The sequence below is a fragment of the Isoptericola sp. MSGPD8_1_ISO-PGPR-S23-394 genome (assembly GCF_058072785.1).
In genome coordinates this window covers 3,743,710-3,759,778 of record NZ_CM176517.1, presented here as the reverse complement: position 1 = coordinate 3,759,778, position 16,069 = coordinate 3,743,710, and the positions used below count along the sequence as shown (strand labels likewise).

17 protein-coding genes and 1 pseudogene are annotated in these 16,069 nt (G+C 72.9%); 13 read left to right on the top strand and 5 right to left on the bottom strand.

Features of this window, described 5'->3' with window-relative positions; genetic code table 11:
• The first annotated feature begins 32 nt into the window (after positions 1-32).
• Entirely contained in the window at positions 33-530 is a 498-nt protein-coding gene (locus AC3RJ8_RS17330; protein ID WP_489715665.1) for a flavin reductase family protein, read from the top strand.
• A 71-nt stretch (positions 531-601) separates the two neighbouring features.
• On the opposite strand, the gene AC3RJ8_RS17325 is transcribed toward AC3RJ8_RS17330, so the two are convergent.
• A complete protein-coding gene (locus AC3RJ8_RS17325) occupies positions 602-895 on the bottom strand; it encodes a hypothetical protein (RefSeq protein WP_489713789.1) in 294 nt (97 codons plus the stop codon).
• 65 nt (positions 896-960) lie between these two features.
• Positions 961-1,767, bottom strand: coding sequence for a maleylpyruvate isomerase family mycothiol-dependent enzyme (locus AC3RJ8_RS17320; RefSeq protein WP_489713788.1), 807 nt, complete (start codon positions 1,765-1,767; stop codon positions 961-963).
• 164 nt (positions 1,768-1,931) lie between these two features.
• Between AC3RJ8_RS17320 and AC3RJ8_RS17315 the strand changes: the two genes are divergently transcribed.
• A complete protein-coding gene (locus AC3RJ8_RS17315; RefSeq protein ID WP_489713787.1) occupies positions 1,932-2,798 on the top strand; it encodes a hypothetical protein in 867 nt (288 codons plus the stop codon).
• A 2-nt stretch (positions 2,799-2,800) separates the two neighbouring features.
• Positions 2,801-3,457: a MerR family transcriptional regulator gene (locus tag AC3RJ8_RS17310; protein ID WP_489713786.1), complete on the top strand. Its 657-nt coding sequence runs from the start codon at positions 2,801-2,803 to the stop codon at positions 3,455-3,457.
• A gap of 15 nt (positions 3,458-3,472) precedes the next feature.
• On the opposite strand, the gene AC3RJ8_RS17305 is transcribed toward AC3RJ8_RS17310, so the two are convergent.
• Positions 3,473-4,510 carry a YihY/virulence factor BrkB family protein gene (locus tag AC3RJ8_RS17305; protein ID WP_489713785.1) on the bottom strand — a complete coding sequence of 346 codons (1,038 nt, stop codon included), beginning with the start codon at positions 4,508-4,510 and terminating at the stop codon, positions 3,473-3,475.
• A gap of 120 nt (positions 4,511-4,630) precedes the next feature.
• Between AC3RJ8_RS17305 and AC3RJ8_RS17300 the strand changes: the two genes are divergently transcribed.
• From AC3RJ8_RS17300 to helR, 4 genes and pseudogenes are all read left to right on the top strand, one after another.
• Entirely contained in the window at positions 4,631-4,903 is a 273-nt protein-coding gene (locus AC3RJ8_RS17300; protein WP_489713784.1) for a DUF6480 family protein, read from the top strand.
• A gap of 94 nt (positions 4,904-4,997) precedes the next feature.
• Positions 4,998-5,237: a helix-turn-helix domain-containing protein gene (locus AC3RJ8_RS17295; protein WP_106264080.1), complete on the top strand. Its 240-nt coding sequence runs from the start codon at positions 4,998-5,000 to the stop codon at positions 5,235-5,237.
• Positions 5,230-6,471 (top strand): type II toxin-antitoxin system HipA family toxin, encoded by a 1,242-nt coding sequence (locus AC3RJ8_RS17290; RefSeq protein WP_489713783.1) that lies wholly within the window; start codon positions 5,230-5,232, stop codon positions 6,469-6,471. The genes AC3RJ8_RS17295 and AC3RJ8_RS17290 overlap by 8 nt, the downstream gene beginning before the upstream one ends.
• Before the next feature lie 68 nt (positions 6,472-6,539).
• A pseudogene (gene helR / locus AC3RJ8_RS17285) lies at positions 6,540-8,811 on the top strand (RNA polymerase recycling motor ATPase HelR).
• Here helR and AC3RJ8_RS17280 read toward each other — a convergent pair.
• Complete coding sequence (locus AC3RJ8_RS17280; protein ID WP_489713782.1) at positions 8,798-10,030, bottom strand: alkaline phosphatase family protein; 1,233 nt, start codon at positions 10,028-10,030, stop codon at positions 8,798-8,800. The pseudogene helR and the gene AC3RJ8_RS17280 overlap by 14 nt on opposite strands.
• A gap of 144 nt (positions 10,031-10,174) precedes the next feature.
• Here AC3RJ8_RS17280 and AC3RJ8_RS17275 point away from each other — a divergent pair, with 144 nt between their 5' ends.
• The 6 genes from AC3RJ8_RS17275 (at position 10,175) to AC3RJ8_RS17250 (ending at position 14,833) form a co-directional block, all read left to right on the top strand.
• A complete protein-coding gene (locus AC3RJ8_RS17275; protein ID WP_489713781.1) occupies positions 10,175-11,194 on the top strand; it encodes a CobW family GTP-binding protein in 1,020 nt (339 codons plus the stop codon).
• A gap of 60 nt (positions 11,195-11,254) precedes the next feature.
• Complete coding sequence (locus AC3RJ8_RS17270; protein ID WP_489713780.1) at positions 11,255-11,611, top strand: STAS domain-containing protein; 357 nt, start codon at positions 11,255-11,257, stop codon at positions 11,609-11,611.
• A 62-nt stretch (positions 11,612-11,673) separates the two neighbouring features.
• Entirely contained in the window at positions 11,674-12,087 is a 414-nt protein-coding gene (locus tag AC3RJ8_RS17265; RefSeq protein ID WP_489713779.1) for an ATP-binding protein, read from the top strand.
• Between the two features lie 113 nt (positions 12,088-12,200).
• Entirely contained in the window at positions 12,201-12,518 is a 318-nt protein-coding gene (locus tag AC3RJ8_RS17260) for a DUF4235 domain-containing protein (RefSeq protein ID WP_489713778.1), read from the top strand.
• Between the two features lie 54 nt (positions 12,519-12,572).
• Complete coding sequence (locus tag AC3RJ8_RS17255; RefSeq protein ID WP_489713777.1) at positions 12,573-13,793, top strand: MFS transporter; 1,221 nt, start codon at positions 12,573-12,575, stop codon at positions 13,791-13,793.
• Positions 13,790-14,833 carry a YdcF family protein gene (locus AC3RJ8_RS17250; protein ID WP_489713776.1) on the top strand — a complete coding sequence of 348 codons (1,044 nt, stop codon included), beginning with the start codon at positions 13,790-13,792 and terminating at the stop codon, positions 14,831-14,833. The genes AC3RJ8_RS17255 and AC3RJ8_RS17250 overlap by 4 nt, the downstream gene beginning before the upstream one ends.
• A gap of 12 nt (positions 14,834-14,845) precedes the next feature.
• Here the strand turns inward: AC3RJ8_RS17250 and AC3RJ8_RS17245 are convergent, their stop codons facing one another.
• Positions 14,846-15,994, bottom strand: coding sequence for a GTP-binding protein (locus tag AC3RJ8_RS17245; protein WP_489713775.1), 1,149 nt, complete (start codon positions 15,992-15,994; stop codon positions 14,846-14,848).
• Positions 15,995-16,069: the final 75 nt, after the last annotated feature.

Genomic DNA, 16,069 nt, shown 5'->3' with positions numbered 1-16,069 from the left:
ACCAGGTGACACCTACGAGGCTCCGAAGGGTGATGTCGCGCTTCGCGACGGGCGTCACCGTGTTCACGACGTGCGGCGAGCACGCTCACGCCATGACCGCGAACGCGTTCACGTCGCTGTCGTGCGAACCGCCGCTGGTGCTCGGGTGCGTCGCGGAGACCGCGCGGATGCACGACCTGCTGGCACCTGGCTCGTGCCTGGGGGTCTCGATCCTGGCCGACGACCAGGAGCCGATCGCACGCCACTTCGCGGACCGCGCGCGGCCGCGCGGCTGGCGCCAGTTCGGTGACCTCTCGTGGTGGTGCGGGCAGGGCACCGGGGTGCCGTTGCTCGCCGGGGCGACGGCATGGCTCGAGTGCGAGGTGGAGGACGTCTACCCCGGCGGGGACCACGCCATCGTCGTCGCCCGGGTGCTCGGCTGCGGAGAGGGCGTCCCCGGGGCTCTCACCTTCTTCGACGGCGGGTTCGGCAGGCTGGGTGCGCCGGAGCCCGTCCCGACGACGACCTTGCAGGCTTCCGGCGTCGCCTGAGGGCCCCCACGCGGTGCGGCGACCGATCGTCGCCACGCCGCACGAGAGGCCCTCAGATGTCGGGTCGTGCCCTACCTCGCGCCGGTCCCCGAGGCCGCGATCGCGCCGGCGACGACGCTGACCTCGTGGGGGACGGGGCCGGAGACGAGGACGTCGCGCAGACTGCGCCGGAACTCGGCGAACTCGGGCAGCTCGCCGAGGACCTCCTCGACCGCCGGGTCGACGACATGGACGAACGTGCCCGTCCCCGCGACGTGCGCGGACAGGTAGGTCCCGGCGTGACCGCGGGACTCGAGCGCCGCGACGACCGCCCGGACTACCTCTTTGTTCGCCTCGACCGCGTCCTCGCGGACCTCGTACCTCATGGCTCTCAGCACGGTGTCTCCTCTTGTCGGTGCGGACTCTGATGCCGATGGCGTGGTGGGCACGGTCAGGCGATCTCTGCGCGCCGCCCGAGCGGCTCGCGGCCCGTGCCCGCCGGGCCGCGGTAGGCCTGCGCGACGTCGAGGTAGCCCCACGCCTCCGGTCCGATGGCGTGCAGCACCAGGTCCTCCGGGTGCCGACGGCGTGAGGCCAGCAGGGCCAGGTCGACCGCTTCGCCGCACACGATGTTGGGCGCGTGGAGGTCGCCAGCCTCGATGGTCTCGCCCGACGGGAGGCTCACGGCGAACCGGAAACCGCTCCGTGGCGGGTCGATCTCGCGGGCCTGGTAGCCGAACGGGATGGTTCGGTGGATGAACGGGACCAGGTGGCGGACGCGGTCCGTCCGGACGATCTCGGTGCCGACCGCGTCCGCGACGTCCTGGCCGTGCGCGAACAGCTCGAGCATGCCGGCCGCTGTCAGCACGGCTGTGGGCAGCGGGTTGACGAGCCACGGGACGACCTCGTCCGGTCGGCGCGAGCGCAGCGCGCGCTCGACGTCGCCGACAGCGGCGTCGAACCGCCCCAGCACGTCGGCGGGCGTTCCCCCGTTGAACGATGCCAGCGAGTGGTTTACCGCGGTGTCGAAACCGACCTCGGCGGCCGGTGCGGTCATCTCGGCGAACCGGTCGGCGTCCGAGGCAGCCGCGGCGGCGAGGTTGAACACGAACGCGAGGTGCGCGACCTGGTCGCGCACGCGCCACGGCTCGGCCGGGGTGATCAGCTCCCACTGGTCGTCGTCGAGCGGGGCGACGAGGTCGCGAAGCGTCGCGGACTCAAGCAGGAAGTCGTCGAGGATCTCGTGAGTGGACGTCATGGCCTGACCTCTCTTCGCAGTGACGGGTCCTTGGCCAGTCAACACACGTGGTCACACGTCGACATCTCTCGGGGTGCTGTCCGCATGCAGTGAGCCTGCTGGTCGAGGGGTGCCCGGGGCTAGTCTTGCTCGGGACGTGGCGTGCGGGTGGGAGGGTGAGGCGTGTGGGAATCGTGGCGCAGGACTGGTCCGACCTGCCGGACCCCGACCGGTGGGGAGACCTCGCGGACCGGGACCCGGACCAGCGTGAGGCCGTGCGCTCGTACCGAGGCGCCAGGATGATTCTCCTGGCGCTCGACGGCGAGGACCGGTTCACCGTCCCCCACTACGTGAGGACCGCCGCACGAGGCTTCAAGGATGACCTCGGGCACCAGGTCGCGACCTGCCTCGCCCCGCTCCTCGACCGTCCCAGTGGGTCCGTGGACCGTTCGGGCTCCGGGGGCGTACTGGCCGAGGTGGCCGACATCGCCGACGCGGTGGCCACCGTCGTTGGGCCACACGTCCGGACGGGCCCGGCGCGTGGTGCGGTGCTCCTCGGCGATGCATCGCTGGCGGGCAGCTACGGCGAGGGAGCCGAGAAGCACGCCTCGGCGGCCAGGCGGTGGCTGCTGGGCGTCGGGATCTGTGCCGCGACGGTCGCGTGCGCAGTCGCCTGGCTGCTGCTCGGGGGCGGCGCGACCGACACCGAGGTGGACGGGTGGGGCCGACTCGCCGTCACGCTCGCACCGGAGATGCTGGCGACCGCGCTCCTGATCTTCGCGATCTCGTTCTGCGCACGCGGCTATCGCGCGCACAAGAAAGCGCAGACGGTGTACGAGCGACGTATGGCCGACGTCAACACCTACGTGGCGTTGTGCTCCTCGGTACCCGAAGGTGTCGAGGGGCGTGCAGCGATCCTCACCGAGCTCGCGCGAGCCGTCTTGTCGCGCGACGAGGACGGCACCTCCTCCGCGCCGCCCGGCGGTGACGCCACCGCCGTCGAACACATGACGAGGCAGCCTCATCGGCCTGTCGACACCGGGAAGGGGTGAGGATGCGCATCTCCGAGCTGTCCGACGTGACCGGGGTCCCGGTGGCGACGGTCAAGTACTACCTGCGAGCGGGCCTCCTGACCCCCGGCGAGACCGTGAACGCCCGAGAGTTCGCGTACGAGGAGCATCACGTCTCGCGCCTGCGCCTGATCCGTGGACTGATCCACGTCCTCGGTGCGTCGATCACCCAGGTGCGCGACGTGCTGTCGATCATCGACGCTCCCGGCCTGGCCCCCTTGGAGGCGATGGGCAAGGCGACGTCAGCGCTCCCCGCAGTCGGCGAGAACGGTGACGAGCCGAGCGCGGCGGAGCCGCACCGCGCGATCGGGCTGCTCCAGCAACTCGACTTCCGATTCGAGCCGGACGCGCCCACGGTCCGCCAGCTCGACGCGGCGCTGGAGGTCGCTGAGAACGCCGGTATCACGCTCGACGACGAGCAGATCGCCGTCTACGGCGAGGCCGCTCGCCGGATCGCCAGGGCCGACTTCGCGCGCATCCCGTGGCAGGACGGGGAGCTCGCGACCACCTTCGCCGTTCTCGGCACCGCGCTGTATGAGCCCGTACTGCTCGGCCTCCGGCGCCTGGCGCACCACGAACTCGGCCTCGATCTCGAGTCGGAGCACGCGGCGTCCGGCGGAGCGTTGCCAGACGAGAGATGATGGGAAATGGCCGGGTCATTCCGTCCGACGGCGCAGCGCCCGGCCCTCGGCGACGGCGTCGGCCCTCTTGGCGGCCTTCTTGTCCCGGGCGCGGGTGTCGCGCGGCGGGAGCTGGATGGTCTCCTCGGCGGCGATGCCGCCCTGCAGCTCACGGCTGCGCTCCATCTCGGCGTCGAGCTCCGCACCGAACAGCAGGGCCAGGTTGGTGATCCACAGCCACAGCAGGAACACGATGACGCTACCGAGGGTGCCGTACGTCGACCCGTAGCTGCCGAAGTTGGCGACGTAGAACCCGAACGCGGCGGAGGCCAGCGCCCAGATGACGATCGCGACGGCCGCGCCGATGCTGACCCACCGGAACTTCGGCTGCTCGACGTTGGGTGTCAGGTGGTAGAGCAGCGCGATCACGATGATGACGAGCAGCAGCGCGACGGGCCACTTGGCGATGTTCCAGACCGTCAGCGCGACGTCGCTGAGCCCGACGGCGCTGCCGACGGCGGAGGCGACCGGCCCGGACAACACCAGGCTGGCCACGACCAGGATCACCAGCACGAGGACGACGGCGGTGATCACCAGCATGACCGGGCGCAGCTTCCAGAACGGACGGCCCTCCTCGACCTCGTACACGCGGTTCATCGCGCGGCTGAAGGCGGTGACGTAACCGGAGGCGGACCACAGGGCCAGCGCGACACCGAGGATCAGGGCGAGGCCCGCGCCGGTGGAGTTCGCGGCGTTCTCGACGAGCGGCTGGACGATCGACAGCGCGTCCTCGGGCAGGAAGTCGGAGACGGTGTTCATCACCGAGTTCACGGCCGCCTCGGCGTCGGCGACCAGCCCGAGCACGGAGACGAGGGCCAGGAGAGCCGGCGCGGACGCCAGCACGGCGTAGTAGGTGAGGGCGGCGGCGAGGTCGGTGCACTGGTCGTCGCTGAACTCGCGGAACGCTCCCTTGAGCGCGAGCTTCCAGTGCGGTCCCTTCATGTCGGGCGGGGAGTCGGGCTTGCTGGAGTCGCGGTGCGTCCGTTCGGTGCGCGACTCGTCGGTGTCAGCCATCGGCCCTCCAGGTGTCGTCGGTCCTGCTACCAGGCTCTGCGTCGCCGCGGATGTCCGCAACGCGAGATCGCCGCAGCGCCACGTCCCAGCGCGGGCGACGAGACGTCGTCGGTGCCTACGGTGGTCAGGAACCTCGACGGGACGGAGGTCCGGACGACACAGGGTGCCGACGACCGGGCGCACCGGCCGGAGCCGGAGCCGGGACGGGACAGCGAGACGGACGTGCAGCCAGGAGACACCCCGCCGGCCGCGGGCCAGACGAGCGCTCCGCAGGGCCACGACGAGCAGGGCCCGCGTCGCGCCACGCCCTGGGTGTGGCTCGTGGCGATCGGGCTGGTGGTGCTGCTGGCGGCGGCCTACTTCGTGGGGTACGGCATCGGCCTGTTCGACTGATCCGTGACGCCGAAAAGGTAGTCGCGACTGTTGACTACCTTTTCGGGGTCACCGATGATGACTACTCAAGCGTAGTCGTCGGAGGCGGATGCTCATGTCGTACACAGGCCGGGTCACCAGCCCCGAGTCCTTGGGTCGGATCCTCCAGCAGGCGAGGCTGCTCAACGGCTGGAGTCAGCGGGAGCTCGCGGCGCGCATCGGCACCACGCAGCGCTACATCTGGGAGATCGAGAGCGGGAAGCCCTCGATCTACACCGAACGGCTCTTCGCAGTCCTGCGGGAGACGGGGACCGAGCTCTCGGCGACGATCACCGAGCAGAGCACCGATGGTTGAGCTGGTGGTCGAGCTCTACGGGGTCACGATCGGGAGGCTGACCGGCGACGGGAGGACCTTCGACTTCGACGCCGACGCCGGCGCGATCGAGGAGTTCGGCCTCGACAGCCTGGTGATGTCGGTGGCGGTCCCGCTCGCGGTGGTGCCCGCGCGGGCACGCCGAGGGCGCCGGCAGAACTTCTTCCGTGAGCTGCTGCCCGAGGGTCGGATGCTGACACGTCTCGCGCAGCAGGCTGGGACCTCGGAGCACGACGTGGTCGCGCTGCTGCGGGCGTACGGACGCGACGTCGCTGGTGCTCTGCAGATCTGGGATCCAGAAATGCCCGGAGAGCCCAGGACGCCGGCGGTGGAACCGCTGACTCCTCGCGGGGTCGCCGACCTTCTGAGCGACGTGGTCTCGTTCCCCCTGGCGAACAAACCGCAAGGCGGCAAGACGTCGTTGGCGGGAGTCCAGGACAAGGTGGTCCTGGTCCGGACCAACACAGGATGGGCGCGCGCGCTGGACGGATACCCGTCGACCCACATCCTCAAGCCCGCTTCGCGGGACCACCCCACGATCATCTACGACGAGGAGTACGGCGCGAGGATCGCTCGCGCCCTCGGCCTGACAGACTTCGACACCCGCATCACGGAGTTCGACGGCGTGCCCGCCCTCGTCGTCGAACGCTATGACCGCGAAGGCGGCGCGGGCGACAGCCCGCCGCAGCGGATCCACCAGGAGGACTTCAACCAGGTGCTCGGCACACAGGGGGACCAGAAGTATCAGCGGTACGGCGGCAAGGCCTCGTTCCTTCGGGTAGCCCGGGAGCTCACCACGCTGGGAGATCGACGGTCCGTCCGTCGTCTGGCACGCATGACGGTGCTCTCGGCGGCGATCGGCAACCTCGACCTGCATGCCAAGAACCTGGCGCTTCGCCATCCCCGTGACGGGTCCGTCCAGCTCGCACCGGCATACGACGTCGTGCCACAAGCGCACCTGCCGAACGACGGCGAGCTCGCTCTCGCCGTGGATCGCGTCTACCGGCACGCAGCGATCACGCGGGCCCACCTGGTGGCAGAGATCCACTCATGGGGTGTGCGCGACGCCGACCACGTCGTCGACGAGAGCCTGGCGGCGGTGCTCGAGACCGTCTCCGTCGAGACGCCGGACCCGCGGGCGCACCCAGGCCTGGTCGACGACATCGTGCGGTTCGCGGCCAATCTTCGCGCCGGACGCGAGGCCGGCCACCACTGATCGTGGTGGTGGCTGCGGCTGCCCTTTCCAAGGTATAGCGCACGGGGGGTCTTGCGGCAAGACCCCCCGTGAGGCGCAGAATCTCAGGTCTCCGCCCCGCCTCCCGTGCCGCCAAGGCCGACACCGCGCTCGTCGCCGACGACGATCGGCACTTCGCCGCGATCGCCGCGACCCTCGCCACGTCGCGCGCGGACCTCACCGAGCGGCTCGACGCCGCACGCCGGACGCCCGCGGGTTCCGGGCAGGCGGCGATGGACCGCGACCAGGAGATCCACCGGCTGACCGCCCGCCTGCGAACCTTCCGGCGGTTCGGCCTCGACCTCTGCCTCGGCCGCATGGTGCCCGCCGACGGCGGCGAGCCGGTCTACGTGGGCCGCCTCGGCCTGACGGACGCGGCCGGGCGGCGCCTGCTGGTCGACTGGCGCTCGCCGGCCGCCGAGCCGTTCTTCGGGGCGACCCACGCCGACCCGATGGGGCTGGCGAGCCGCCGCCGCTACCACTGGTCGGACGGCGGGGTCAGCGACTACTGGGACGAGGTCTTCCGCCCCGCCGGAGCGCCCGACGGCGACGGGATCGCCCGGCACCCCGCGCTCGACGACCAGTCGGCGTTCATCGCCGGCCTCGGCGCCGAGCGCTCCGACCGCATGCGCGACGTCCTGGGCACCATCCAGGCCGACCAGGACGCGATCATCCGTGCGGGATCCCAGGGCACCCTGGTGGTCGACGGCGGTCCGGGCACCGGCAAGACGGTGGTCGCCCTGCACCGCACGGCGTACCTGCTGTACGCGGACCCGCGGCTCGGCCACCGCCGCGGTGGGGTGCTGTTCGTCGGTCCCCACCGGCCCTACCTGGCGTACGTCTCCGACGTGCTGCCCAGCCTGGGGGAGGAGGACGTGCAGACGTGTCTCCTGACGGACCTCGTCCCGGAGGGCGCGACGGCGGCTCCGGAGGCCGACCCCGAGGTCGCGCGGCTGAAGGCTGACGCCCGCATGGTGGCGGCGATCGAGCCGGCCGTGCGGCTCTACGAGAACCCTCCGACGGAGGGTCTGCTGGTCGAGACGCCCTCGGCCGACGTCTGGCTCGGCGTCGAGGACTGGGCGGAGGCGTTCGACGCGGCCGAGCCCGGCACCCCGCACAACGAGGCCCGCGACCAGGTCTGGGAGGCGCTGCTGCGCATCGGCGTCGACCAGCTCCGCGACGAGCTGGATGTCGAGGTGAACCTCGACAGGCCGGACGACGTCTGGGGCGGTGCCGCCGACGACGCGGCGGACGACGAGTTCGACGCCTACGGGCGCGCCGCCGCCGACCCCGACGCCGCCTCCCGGCGGGCGCTCGCGGAGAACCGCGATCTGGTGCGCGCCTTCGGCCGGGCGTGGCCGCTGCTGGAGCCGACCGACGTCGTCGGCGACCTGTGGGAGGTGCCCGCCTACCTGCGGATGTGCGCGCCGTGGCTGGCGCCGGACGAGGTCGCGGCGTTGCAGTGCCCGGACGCCCGGACGCCCGGACGCCCGGGCGTGGACCGTGGCCGACCTGCCCCTGCTCGACGCGGCCCGCCGACGGATCGGGGACCCGAAGGCGGCATGCCGTCGCCGACGGCAGGAGGAGTTCGACGCCGCGGAGCGGGCGCGCATGGCCGACGTGGTCGACGACCTGATCGCGACGGACGACTCGGACATGGGCGTGATGTCGATGCTGCGCGGCCAGGACCTGCGGTCCGCGCTGGTCGACACGTCGGCGGTCCCGGCGGCCGACCCGGACACGCTGGCCGGTCCGTTCGCGCACGTCGTGGTGGACGAGGCGCAGGAGCTCACCGACGCCGAGTGGCAGATGCTGCTGGCGCGCTGTCCCTCGCGGAGCCTGACGGTGGTGGGGGACCGGGCGCAGGCGCGGCACGGGTTCACGGAGTCCTGGACCGAGCGGCTGGAGCGCGTGGGCCTGGACCGGGTCGGGCTCGCCTCGCTGACGATCAACTACCGCACGCCGCGTGAGGTCATGGCCGCGGCGGAGCCGGTGATCCGGGCTGCGATCCCGGACGCCAACGTGCCGACGTCCGTGCGCGGCGCCGGCCCCGTGGTCCACGGCACGACGGCGGAGCTGGAGCGGGTGCTCGACGGCTGGCTCGCCGAGCACCCCGGCGTCGCCTGCGTGATCGGCGCGGTCGGCCTCGCCCCGCGGGAGCGGGTCCAGGTGCTGTCGCCCGAGCTGGCCAAGGGCCTCGAGTTCGACCTCGTCGTCCTGGTGGAGCCGGAACGGTTCGGGGACGGCATCGAGGGAGCGGTGGACCGGTACGTCGCCATGACGCGCGCGACGCAGCGGCTCGTGGTACTCACCGGCGGCTGAGGCCTGGGTGCGCCGCCAGCGCCTCGCTGAGTACCCGGCCCTCGGCACCAGCCGGCGGTGAGATGCCGAGCAGCGCGGCCACGGTGGGCGCGACGTCGACGTGCCGGGGGTCCGACGGCGCCCGGCCCGGCGCGATCCCGGCACCGGCCAGCGCGAACGCCACCTGCAGCTCGGCGCGTGTCCCGTGCCGGCCGGCGGCGCGGCGGGGCGTGGAGCCGAACGACCAGCCGGGCCGCGGCTCGACGACGAGCTCGCCGTAGCGGGGGCTCATCCGCATCCGGGCCTGCTCGTCCTTGCCGTGGACGGCCCGCACCTGCGGGAGCGCCTCGAGCGCCGCGCGGATCGCCGCGACGGCTCCGCGGTCGCCGGCCGCGCGGCCGATCAGGTGCAGGCTCGCGACCCCGCCGACGACGGCGACGACGTCGGTCCGGCGTCGTGGCGCCTCCCCGGGACCCAGGATCTCGGCCCGGTAGCCGGCCCGTCTGATCGCGGTGCGGGCCGCCCGGCCGAAGCCCCGGTCGAACGTCGTCATGCCGTGGTCGCCCAGCAGCACGAACGCGGTGCGGGCGGCGATGCCGGCGTCCTCGACCGCCGCCGCGAGGCGGCCCACCTGCGCGTCGATGTCCTGCAGCGCGGCCGGGATGCCGGGGTGCCGGTCGCCGCCCGCGTGGCCGAGGGCGTCGAGGACGTCGCAGTACACCGCGAGGAGCTGCGGCAGCCTGCTCAGGGTCGCGGGCCTGCCCGCGCTGTCGACGGGCTCACCGCGCAGCACCGCGACCGCGTCGTCGACACGTCGCGCGCAGTCGCCTCCCGGCCGGGTGTACAGACCGCCGGGATCGCCGAACGCGGTGCCGTGGTCCTGCAGCACGGGCCACTGGACGCACAGCACGGTGCCGCCCTGCTCGCGCACGGCCTCCGCCAGGGTGGGCACGGCGACGTCGCGCTGCTGCCCACGGGCGACGCGGCCCTCCGGGTCGTACCAGAACGCCGAGTTGAGGTGGCGCTCCGGCCAGGCACCGGTGGCGATCGAGGTCCACGACGGGTTGGTGATGCTCGGCATCACGCCCGTCCCGGTGGTGAGGCTCCCGCGGCGCAGGAGGGAGTCCAGGTGCGGCGTCGGCAGGCTGTCGAGCAGGGGGAGGTAGCCGGCGTCGAACCCGTCCAGGGCGAGGAGCACGACGTGGTCGGCCCTCGGCTCGGGTGCGGCGGTCGGGTCCATGCCGTCCATGGTCCTCGGACCGGCGCTCGCCGGCTCGCCGGCACGAGGAGGACTGCCCCCGGCTTCCGCCGAAGATCTCGTGACAGGATGAGAACCCTTCTCATTCAGTCAGCCCCGGGCTCCGCTCGGCACGAAGGGAGACCGATGCGCAGCGACCTCCGCAAGGTGCCCGTGGTCGTCCTGGCCGGGCACCTGGGCGCCGGCAAGACCACGCTGCTCAACCACCTGCTGACCCGGCCCGGTGCTCAGGTCGGCGTGGTCGTCAACGACTTCGGGGACATCGCCGTCGACGCCGGCCTGGTCACCGGCCAGATCGACGAGCCCGCCGCGATCTCCGGCGGGTGCATGTGCTGCCTGCCGGACGCCGGGGGCCTCGACGACGCGCTGGAGGTCCTCACCGCACCACGCCGGGGCCTCGACGTCGTCATCGTCGAGGCGAGCGGGATCGCCGACCCGGCCACGCTGGCCCGGCTCGTCCGGTTCAGCGGCGTCGAGCGGGTGCGCACCGGCGGCGTGGTCGACGTCGTCGACGCCGTCGAGCACTTCGACACCGTGGACACCGGCGCGGACCCGCCGGTCCGCCACGGCGCGGCCGGCCTCGTCGTGGTGAACAAGCTCGACCTGCTGGCACCGGACGAGCGCGAGGCCAGGTTCACCCGTGTCCGTGACCGGGTGCTCCGACGCAACCCCCGGGCGCACGTGGTGGCGACGGACCACGGCCGCATCGACCCCGACCTCGTCTACGACGCCGCACAGGACGTCGACCGACCCGACCAGCTCCCGCTCGCCGCGCTGCTGCGCGAGTCCCGGACGCAGGACCACGTGCACGCCGACGCCGTGAGCGTCCCGGCGCACGGCCCGGTCAGCCCCAGCCAGCTCGTCGACCTCCTGGAGCTGCCGCCGGCCGGTGTCTACCGGATCAAGGGGCGGGTCGCAGTGCGCACCACCCGTGACGTGCGCACCTACCTGGTGAACGTCGTCGGACGGTCGGTGCACGTCGCGCCCTCGGTCCCGTCGCCCGGAGAGGAGGGCCTGGTCGCGATCGGGATGCACCTGGACGTCGCCGCCGTCCGCGAACGGGTCACCGACGCGCTGTCGACGAGCGACGTCCCGGACGCGCGAGGGTTCTCGCGGCTGCAGAGGCACCGCCGGCTCAGCCGTTGACGGGCGGGCCCGGGAACGATGCCGCGCCCGCGGCGCGCGTCGGGCAAGATATGACCGGTCGTGAAGCAGCCGCGACCGCTCGAGCAGTCAGTGAAGGTGACCGTGAACGACCAATTGACTCATGGCGGCGTCCGCATCGACCCGTCCCGTGCGCACTGGGTGATGTGGGGCGAGATCGACGGAGCCGTCCAGAAGCAGGTGGAGGCCGACGTGGCCGACCACCTTCGCCGGACGGGCGAAGAACCCCTCACGGTGGATCTCGCCGGAGTGACGTTCATCGATTCGGGAGGCCTGCGCCTGCTCTACACCGCGGCAGAGGCGAAGCCGACGCCACCGCGCCTGGTCGGCGCTCCGACGAAGGTCGTCGACCTGCTGAAGATCACTGGCGTCGATACGATATTCGTCCTCGACTCCTGAGGAGGACGAACGTGGTGCACCAGACTCTTCCCGAGGCGCGAGCTCCCCGAGGGTTCCGTGAGGTGCGTTCCTGGCCCCTGCTGGCGGTGGAAGAGCTGGCGGGTCTCCGCGACGACCTCGGCGCCGTGATACCCGGGAGGCCGGGGGCGAGACTGGAGGACGTGCCGGAGTCCGTGATCCTGGTCGCCAGCGAGCTGGCGACCAACGCCCTGAGCTATGCGGGCGAACCAGCACTCGTGCGGCTGTCGGCGTGTGACGGCGAGTACCTGCTCGAGGTGGTCGACCGGGCGCCCGACCGCGTGCCCGAGCGGGTCGCGGACCGCCCCTCGGGCCAGGGAGGTTTCGGTCTGTTGCTCGCCGCCCGGCTCGCCGACGCGATCGGGTGGTACCGCACCGCGACGGCCAAGCACGTGTGGGCCCGGTTCACCGTGCGCTCCGGTGTGCACACCCGCGACCAGGCCGAGCTGGCCGTCTGACCGACCCCGTGCGGACCTCCCGCACCCGCCCCCTCGCGGACGGCTGTCCCGAGCGGTCTGCCGGTCCCGTCGGCGCGGCTGCGTGCACGGCCGACCCGTCCTAGCGTCGGAGGATGAGCCACAAGAACGACGGAGCCCGTCGCGAGGCGGCCGGCAGCACGAGCGCCAAGATCCTCTACCGTCCCTTCGGCCTGGTCGGGTCGATCGTCGGCGGCATCGTGGCGGGGCAGGTGTTCCGGCAGGTGTACAAGCGGGTGGCCCCCGGCCACCCGGACGACCCGCCGACACCGCTGCAGTCGGAGTACCCGCTCAAGGAGCTCGTCCTCGCCTCGATGCTGCAGGGCGCCGTCTTCTCCGTGGTCAAGGCCCTCATCGACCGTGGCGGCGCGCGCGCCTTCCAGCGGTGGACGGGGGAGTGGCCGGGCGACTGACGCGCCGGTACGAGCAGGGACACGGCACCGACCGGGCGGGATAGGTTGCTGGTGATGCGTCACCCCTCCACCTCGCCCGACGGGCCGATCACCCGGGTACCGGGCATGCGCGCGCTGCTGACCATGTCCGCGCTCGGGTTCGCCGGCTATGCGCTGCTCCTGCCCGTCGCCCCGCTGTGGGCGGTGCACGGCGGCGCGGACTCCGGCGGGGCGGGTCTCGTCAACGCCGTCCTCATGCTGGCCACGGTGCTGACCCAGACGATGATGCCGACCGCGCTGCGGCGTGTCGGCTGGCGCCCCACGATGGTCGCCGGCGTGCTGTTGCTGGGCCTGCCCTCCGCGCTGTTCGTGCTGACCGACGCGCTGCCGTGGCTGCTCGTGCTCTCGGCCGTGCGGGGGATGGGGTTCGCCGTCCTCACCGTCTGCGGGTCGAGCGCCGTGGCCGCTCTCGTGGACGGGCCGCGGCACGGTCGGGCGATCGGCCTGTACGGGTTGTCGATCGCGATCCCGCAGCTCCTGCTGGTGCCGGGCTCCGCCTGGATCGCCGAGACGCTCGACTTTCCCGTCGTGTTCGCCCTCGGGGCGCTGCCGGCGCTCGCCGTCCCGGCGGCGGCCGTGCTGGGGCGCCGCCTGCAGCGAGCGGCGGCCGAGCACGCCGAGCACGACGTCGCAGAGGAGGGCAGACCTCCGAGCGCGCGCCGGCGCGGCCTGCTCGGCCTCGTGCTGCCGTCCCTCGTCCTGCTGGCGGTCACCACGCCGGGCGGGGCGCTGCTGACCTTCACCCCGCAGTTCGCCGGCAGCGCCGCGGTGGCCGTGGTCGGCCTGCTCGGGTTCACGGCGGCGACGGCGTTCTCGCGCTGGGCGGTGGGTGGCCCGGCGGACCGGCACGGCCCGCGCGTCTTCCTGGCACCGCTGCTCGGCCTGTGCGCGGCCGGGCTCGTCGTCTGCGCCTGGGCGATCGCCGACGGCGGTCCGCGGGCGGTCGCCCTGGTGCTCGGGATGACGGTCGTGGGCCTGTCCTACGGCAGCCTGCAGAACCTCACGCTCGTGGAGGCGTTCGCCGCGGTGCCGCGCCGTTCCCACCCGACCGCCAGCACGGTGTGGAACATCGGGTTCGACGCGGGCACCGGCCTCGGGTCGCTCGTCGTCGGGTTCGTCGCGTCGGGCACGAGCTTCACTGCCGGTCTCGCGACGACCGCCGTGCTCTGCGTGGTGGTGGCGATCGCGGTCCTCGTGGCGAACGGGACCCGCGTCCGGACGGGCCGGACGGCATGAGCGCCGACTGGCTCGCCGTCGTCGGCTCCGTCGTGGTGTGCGCCTTCTGGACGACGTGGTTCGTGGTGTCGCTGCGCACCGACCGCCGCCGGTTGCGCAACGGGTTCCTCCTCATCGCGTCCGTGTACTCCGCCGGGGGCGTGCTGGCACAGCTGGCGGCGCTCGTGCCGTACGGGACCGCCGTCCTGGACTGGGCCGACCTCGCGGTGGTCACCGTGCTCGGGCTGTTCCTTCTCGCCCTGCCCGTGCTCCTGGTGGTCAACGGGCTGACGATGGTGCGTCGTGAGCGGCGGTCCCTCGCCAACCTCCTCTCGCTCGCGGCAGGGCTCGCGATGCTGGTCGTGCCGGCGGTCATCGTGGCGCCGGTCGTGCTGCGGGCGCCGTGGGCGATCGGGATCGCGCTCGCGGTGGGGATGACGACCGCCTGGCTCGGGTTCGTCTTCCTGGGGTTCGTCGCGCAGACCGTGCTCTACCGCAGGGCGGTCGCCCGGGTGCGTGCTAACGGCGTGATCGTCCTGGGCAGCCGCACGGCCGGTGGCCGCGTGCCCCCGCTGCTGGCCGCCCGGCTGCGCGCGGGCGCCGACGCCGCTCGGCGGCTCGGCACCGACGGCCGTCCCGTGCCGATCGTCCCGTCGGGCGGCCAGGGTGCCGACGAGGACCGGCCCGAGGGCGTGGCGATGGCGGAGTGGCTGGTGGCCGAGGGTGTTCCGCGCGACGTGATCCTCGTCGAGGACCGCGCCCGCACCACGCGGGAGAACCTGACCCTCGGGTCGGCCCTGCTCGACGGCGCGGGGCTGACCGGTCCGTACCTGGTGGCGACGAACAGCTACCACGCACCGCGGGCCGCGATGGAGGCGATGGACCTGGGGCTCGACGTGCACGCGATCGGTGCGCCGACGGCGGGGTACTTCTACCCCAGCGCGTACCTGCGCGAGTTCGTGGCCGTGCTGCGCCGGCGGCCGGTGGTCCACGTCGTGGTGGTGGCGGGCATCGTCCTGGTGAGCGGCCTCGCGAGCGTCCTGACCGTCGCCGCGTCGTAGCGAGATCGCCCCTCAAGCCGTCCGGGCGCCGAGCCAGGGCTCGAGGACGTCCTGGCTCCCGAGCCAGCGCAGCCCGCCGTCACCGATCTCCTCGCCCGTGGTGAGTGCCTCGCCGAACGCGTCCAGGATGCGGTCGCGGACCATGCGCGACTCGTCCGGGTCGCCCGCGCCGACGACGAGGATGCGTGTCACGGGCGGCCGGTTGCCGGCGACCTCCTGCCAGGTGCCGAGGTCGGCGACGCACAGGGCTCCGCCGGCGCCGTCCCACAGGCACACCGAGTCCGGTCGGTCCGGGACGTGGAAGACGCCGCGGCTGCGGACGGGCCCGGTGCCCAGGTGCTCGATCTGCTCGAGGAGGCGCTCGGGGTGGAAGGGGCGCCGGGACTTCAGCAGCAGGCTCCAGCTGCGGTCCTGCGGGTCCTTCGTCGCCTGGCGCCCGCCGCGGGCACCGAGCGGGTGGGCCCGGCCCTCGGCGGCGACCGTGTCGTGGCTGCGGGCGGCGAGCTGGGCGACGTCGAGCTCGTGCACGCCGTCGATGCGCTGGCTGTCGCCGGCGCGCAGGCGGTCCACCAGCCCGGCGCCGGTGGGGTCGTCGCCGGTGGTGACGACGACGTCGACCTGCTCGAGCTGGGCGGCGAGCGCCTCGCCGAGCGGTCGCTCGTCGTCCTCGGTCAGGGCGAGTCCACGCTCGTCCACGAGGTCGTCGCCGAGGAGGTCGGACTCGACCCGGTCGAGGTCCACGACGGCCGTGGTGGCGGTGAACCGCAACGACTCGAGGATCTCGCCGCGGGCGGTGTAGGTGGCCAGCGCGCGGGCGACGGGCAGCGGCTCGGCGGTCACGGGCAGGGCGAGGACGAGGTCCGTCCAGCGACCGCTCTCGGCGAGCCGCGCGAGCGTGGGCACGGCGTCCTCGCGGACGCTGCAGGACACGCAGGCGTGCTCCAGCTCGACGGTGACGTCCTCGACCACGCCGGTCGCGTCGACGACCACGCGCCGCAGCGCGCCGTCGTCGGGCAGCAGGTCGTGGCGGACCACGACGGCGCCCGGCGACGTGAGCGTCAGGCTCGCGGCGGTGGTGTCGCGCAGGACGGGGTCGGTGCTGACGAGCACGCTGAGCGCGGGCAGGTGGGCGTTCGCGGGCTGGTCCGGTCGGGAATGCACAGCGCCTCCTCGTGTTGAGAATGATAATCGTCTCTGGCACACTCTAGCCCCTAGATGAGAACTGTTCTCAAGCGT

What these genes read in the sequence shown, in the direction of transcription:
- AC3RJ8_RS17330 (WP_489715665.1), top strand. Translation starts at nt 33, where the DNA reads ATGTCGCGCTTCGCGACGGGCGTCACCGTGTTCACGACGTGCGGCGAG.
- AC3RJ8_RS17325 (WP_489713789.1), bottom strand. Translation starts at nt 895, where the DNA reads ATGAGGTACGAGGTCCGCGAGGACGCGGTCGAGGCGAACAAAGAGGTA.
- AC3RJ8_RS17320 (WP_489713788.1), bottom strand. Translation starts at nt 1,767, where the DNA reads ATGACGTCCACTCACGAGATCCTCGACGACTTCCTGCTTGAGTCCGCG.
- AC3RJ8_RS17310 (WP_489713786.1), top strand. Translation starts at nt 2,801, where the DNA reads ATGCGCATCTCCGAGCTGTCCGACGTGACCGGGGTCCCGGTGGCGACG.
- AC3RJ8_RS17305 (WP_489713785.1), bottom strand. Translation starts at nt 4,510, where the DNA reads ATGGCTGACACCGACGAGTCGCGCACCGAACGGACGCACCGCGACTCC.
- AC3RJ8_RS17295 (WP_106264080.1), top strand. Translation starts at nt 4,998, where the DNA reads ATGTCGTACACAGGCCGGGTCACCAGCCCCGAGTCCTTGGGTCGGATC.
- AC3RJ8_RS17290 (WP_489713783.1), top strand. Translation starts at nt 5,230, where the DNA reads ATGGTTGAGCTGGTGGTCGAGCTCTACGGGGTCACGATCGGGAGGCTG.
- AC3RJ8_RS17280 (WP_489713782.1), bottom strand. Translation starts at nt 10,030, where the DNA reads ATGGACCCGACCGCCGCACCCGAGCCGAGGGCCGACCACGTCGTGCTC.
- AC3RJ8_RS17275 (WP_489713781.1), top strand. Translation starts at nt 10,175, where the DNA reads ATGCGCAGCGACCTCCGCAAGGTGCCCGTGGTCGTCCTGGCCGGGCAC.
- AC3RJ8_RS17260 (WP_489713778.1), top strand. Translation starts at nt 12,201, where the DNA reads ATGAGCCACAAGAACGACGGAGCCCGTCGCGAGGCGGCCGGCAGCACG.
- AC3RJ8_RS17255 (WP_489713777.1), top strand. Translation starts at nt 12,573, where the DNA reads ATGCGTCACCCCTCCACCTCGCCCGACGGGCCGATCACCCGGGTACCG.
- AC3RJ8_RS17250 (WP_489713776.1), top strand. Translation starts at nt 13,790, where the DNA reads ATGAGCGCCGACTGGCTCGCCGTCGTCGGCTCCGTCGTGGTGTGCGCC.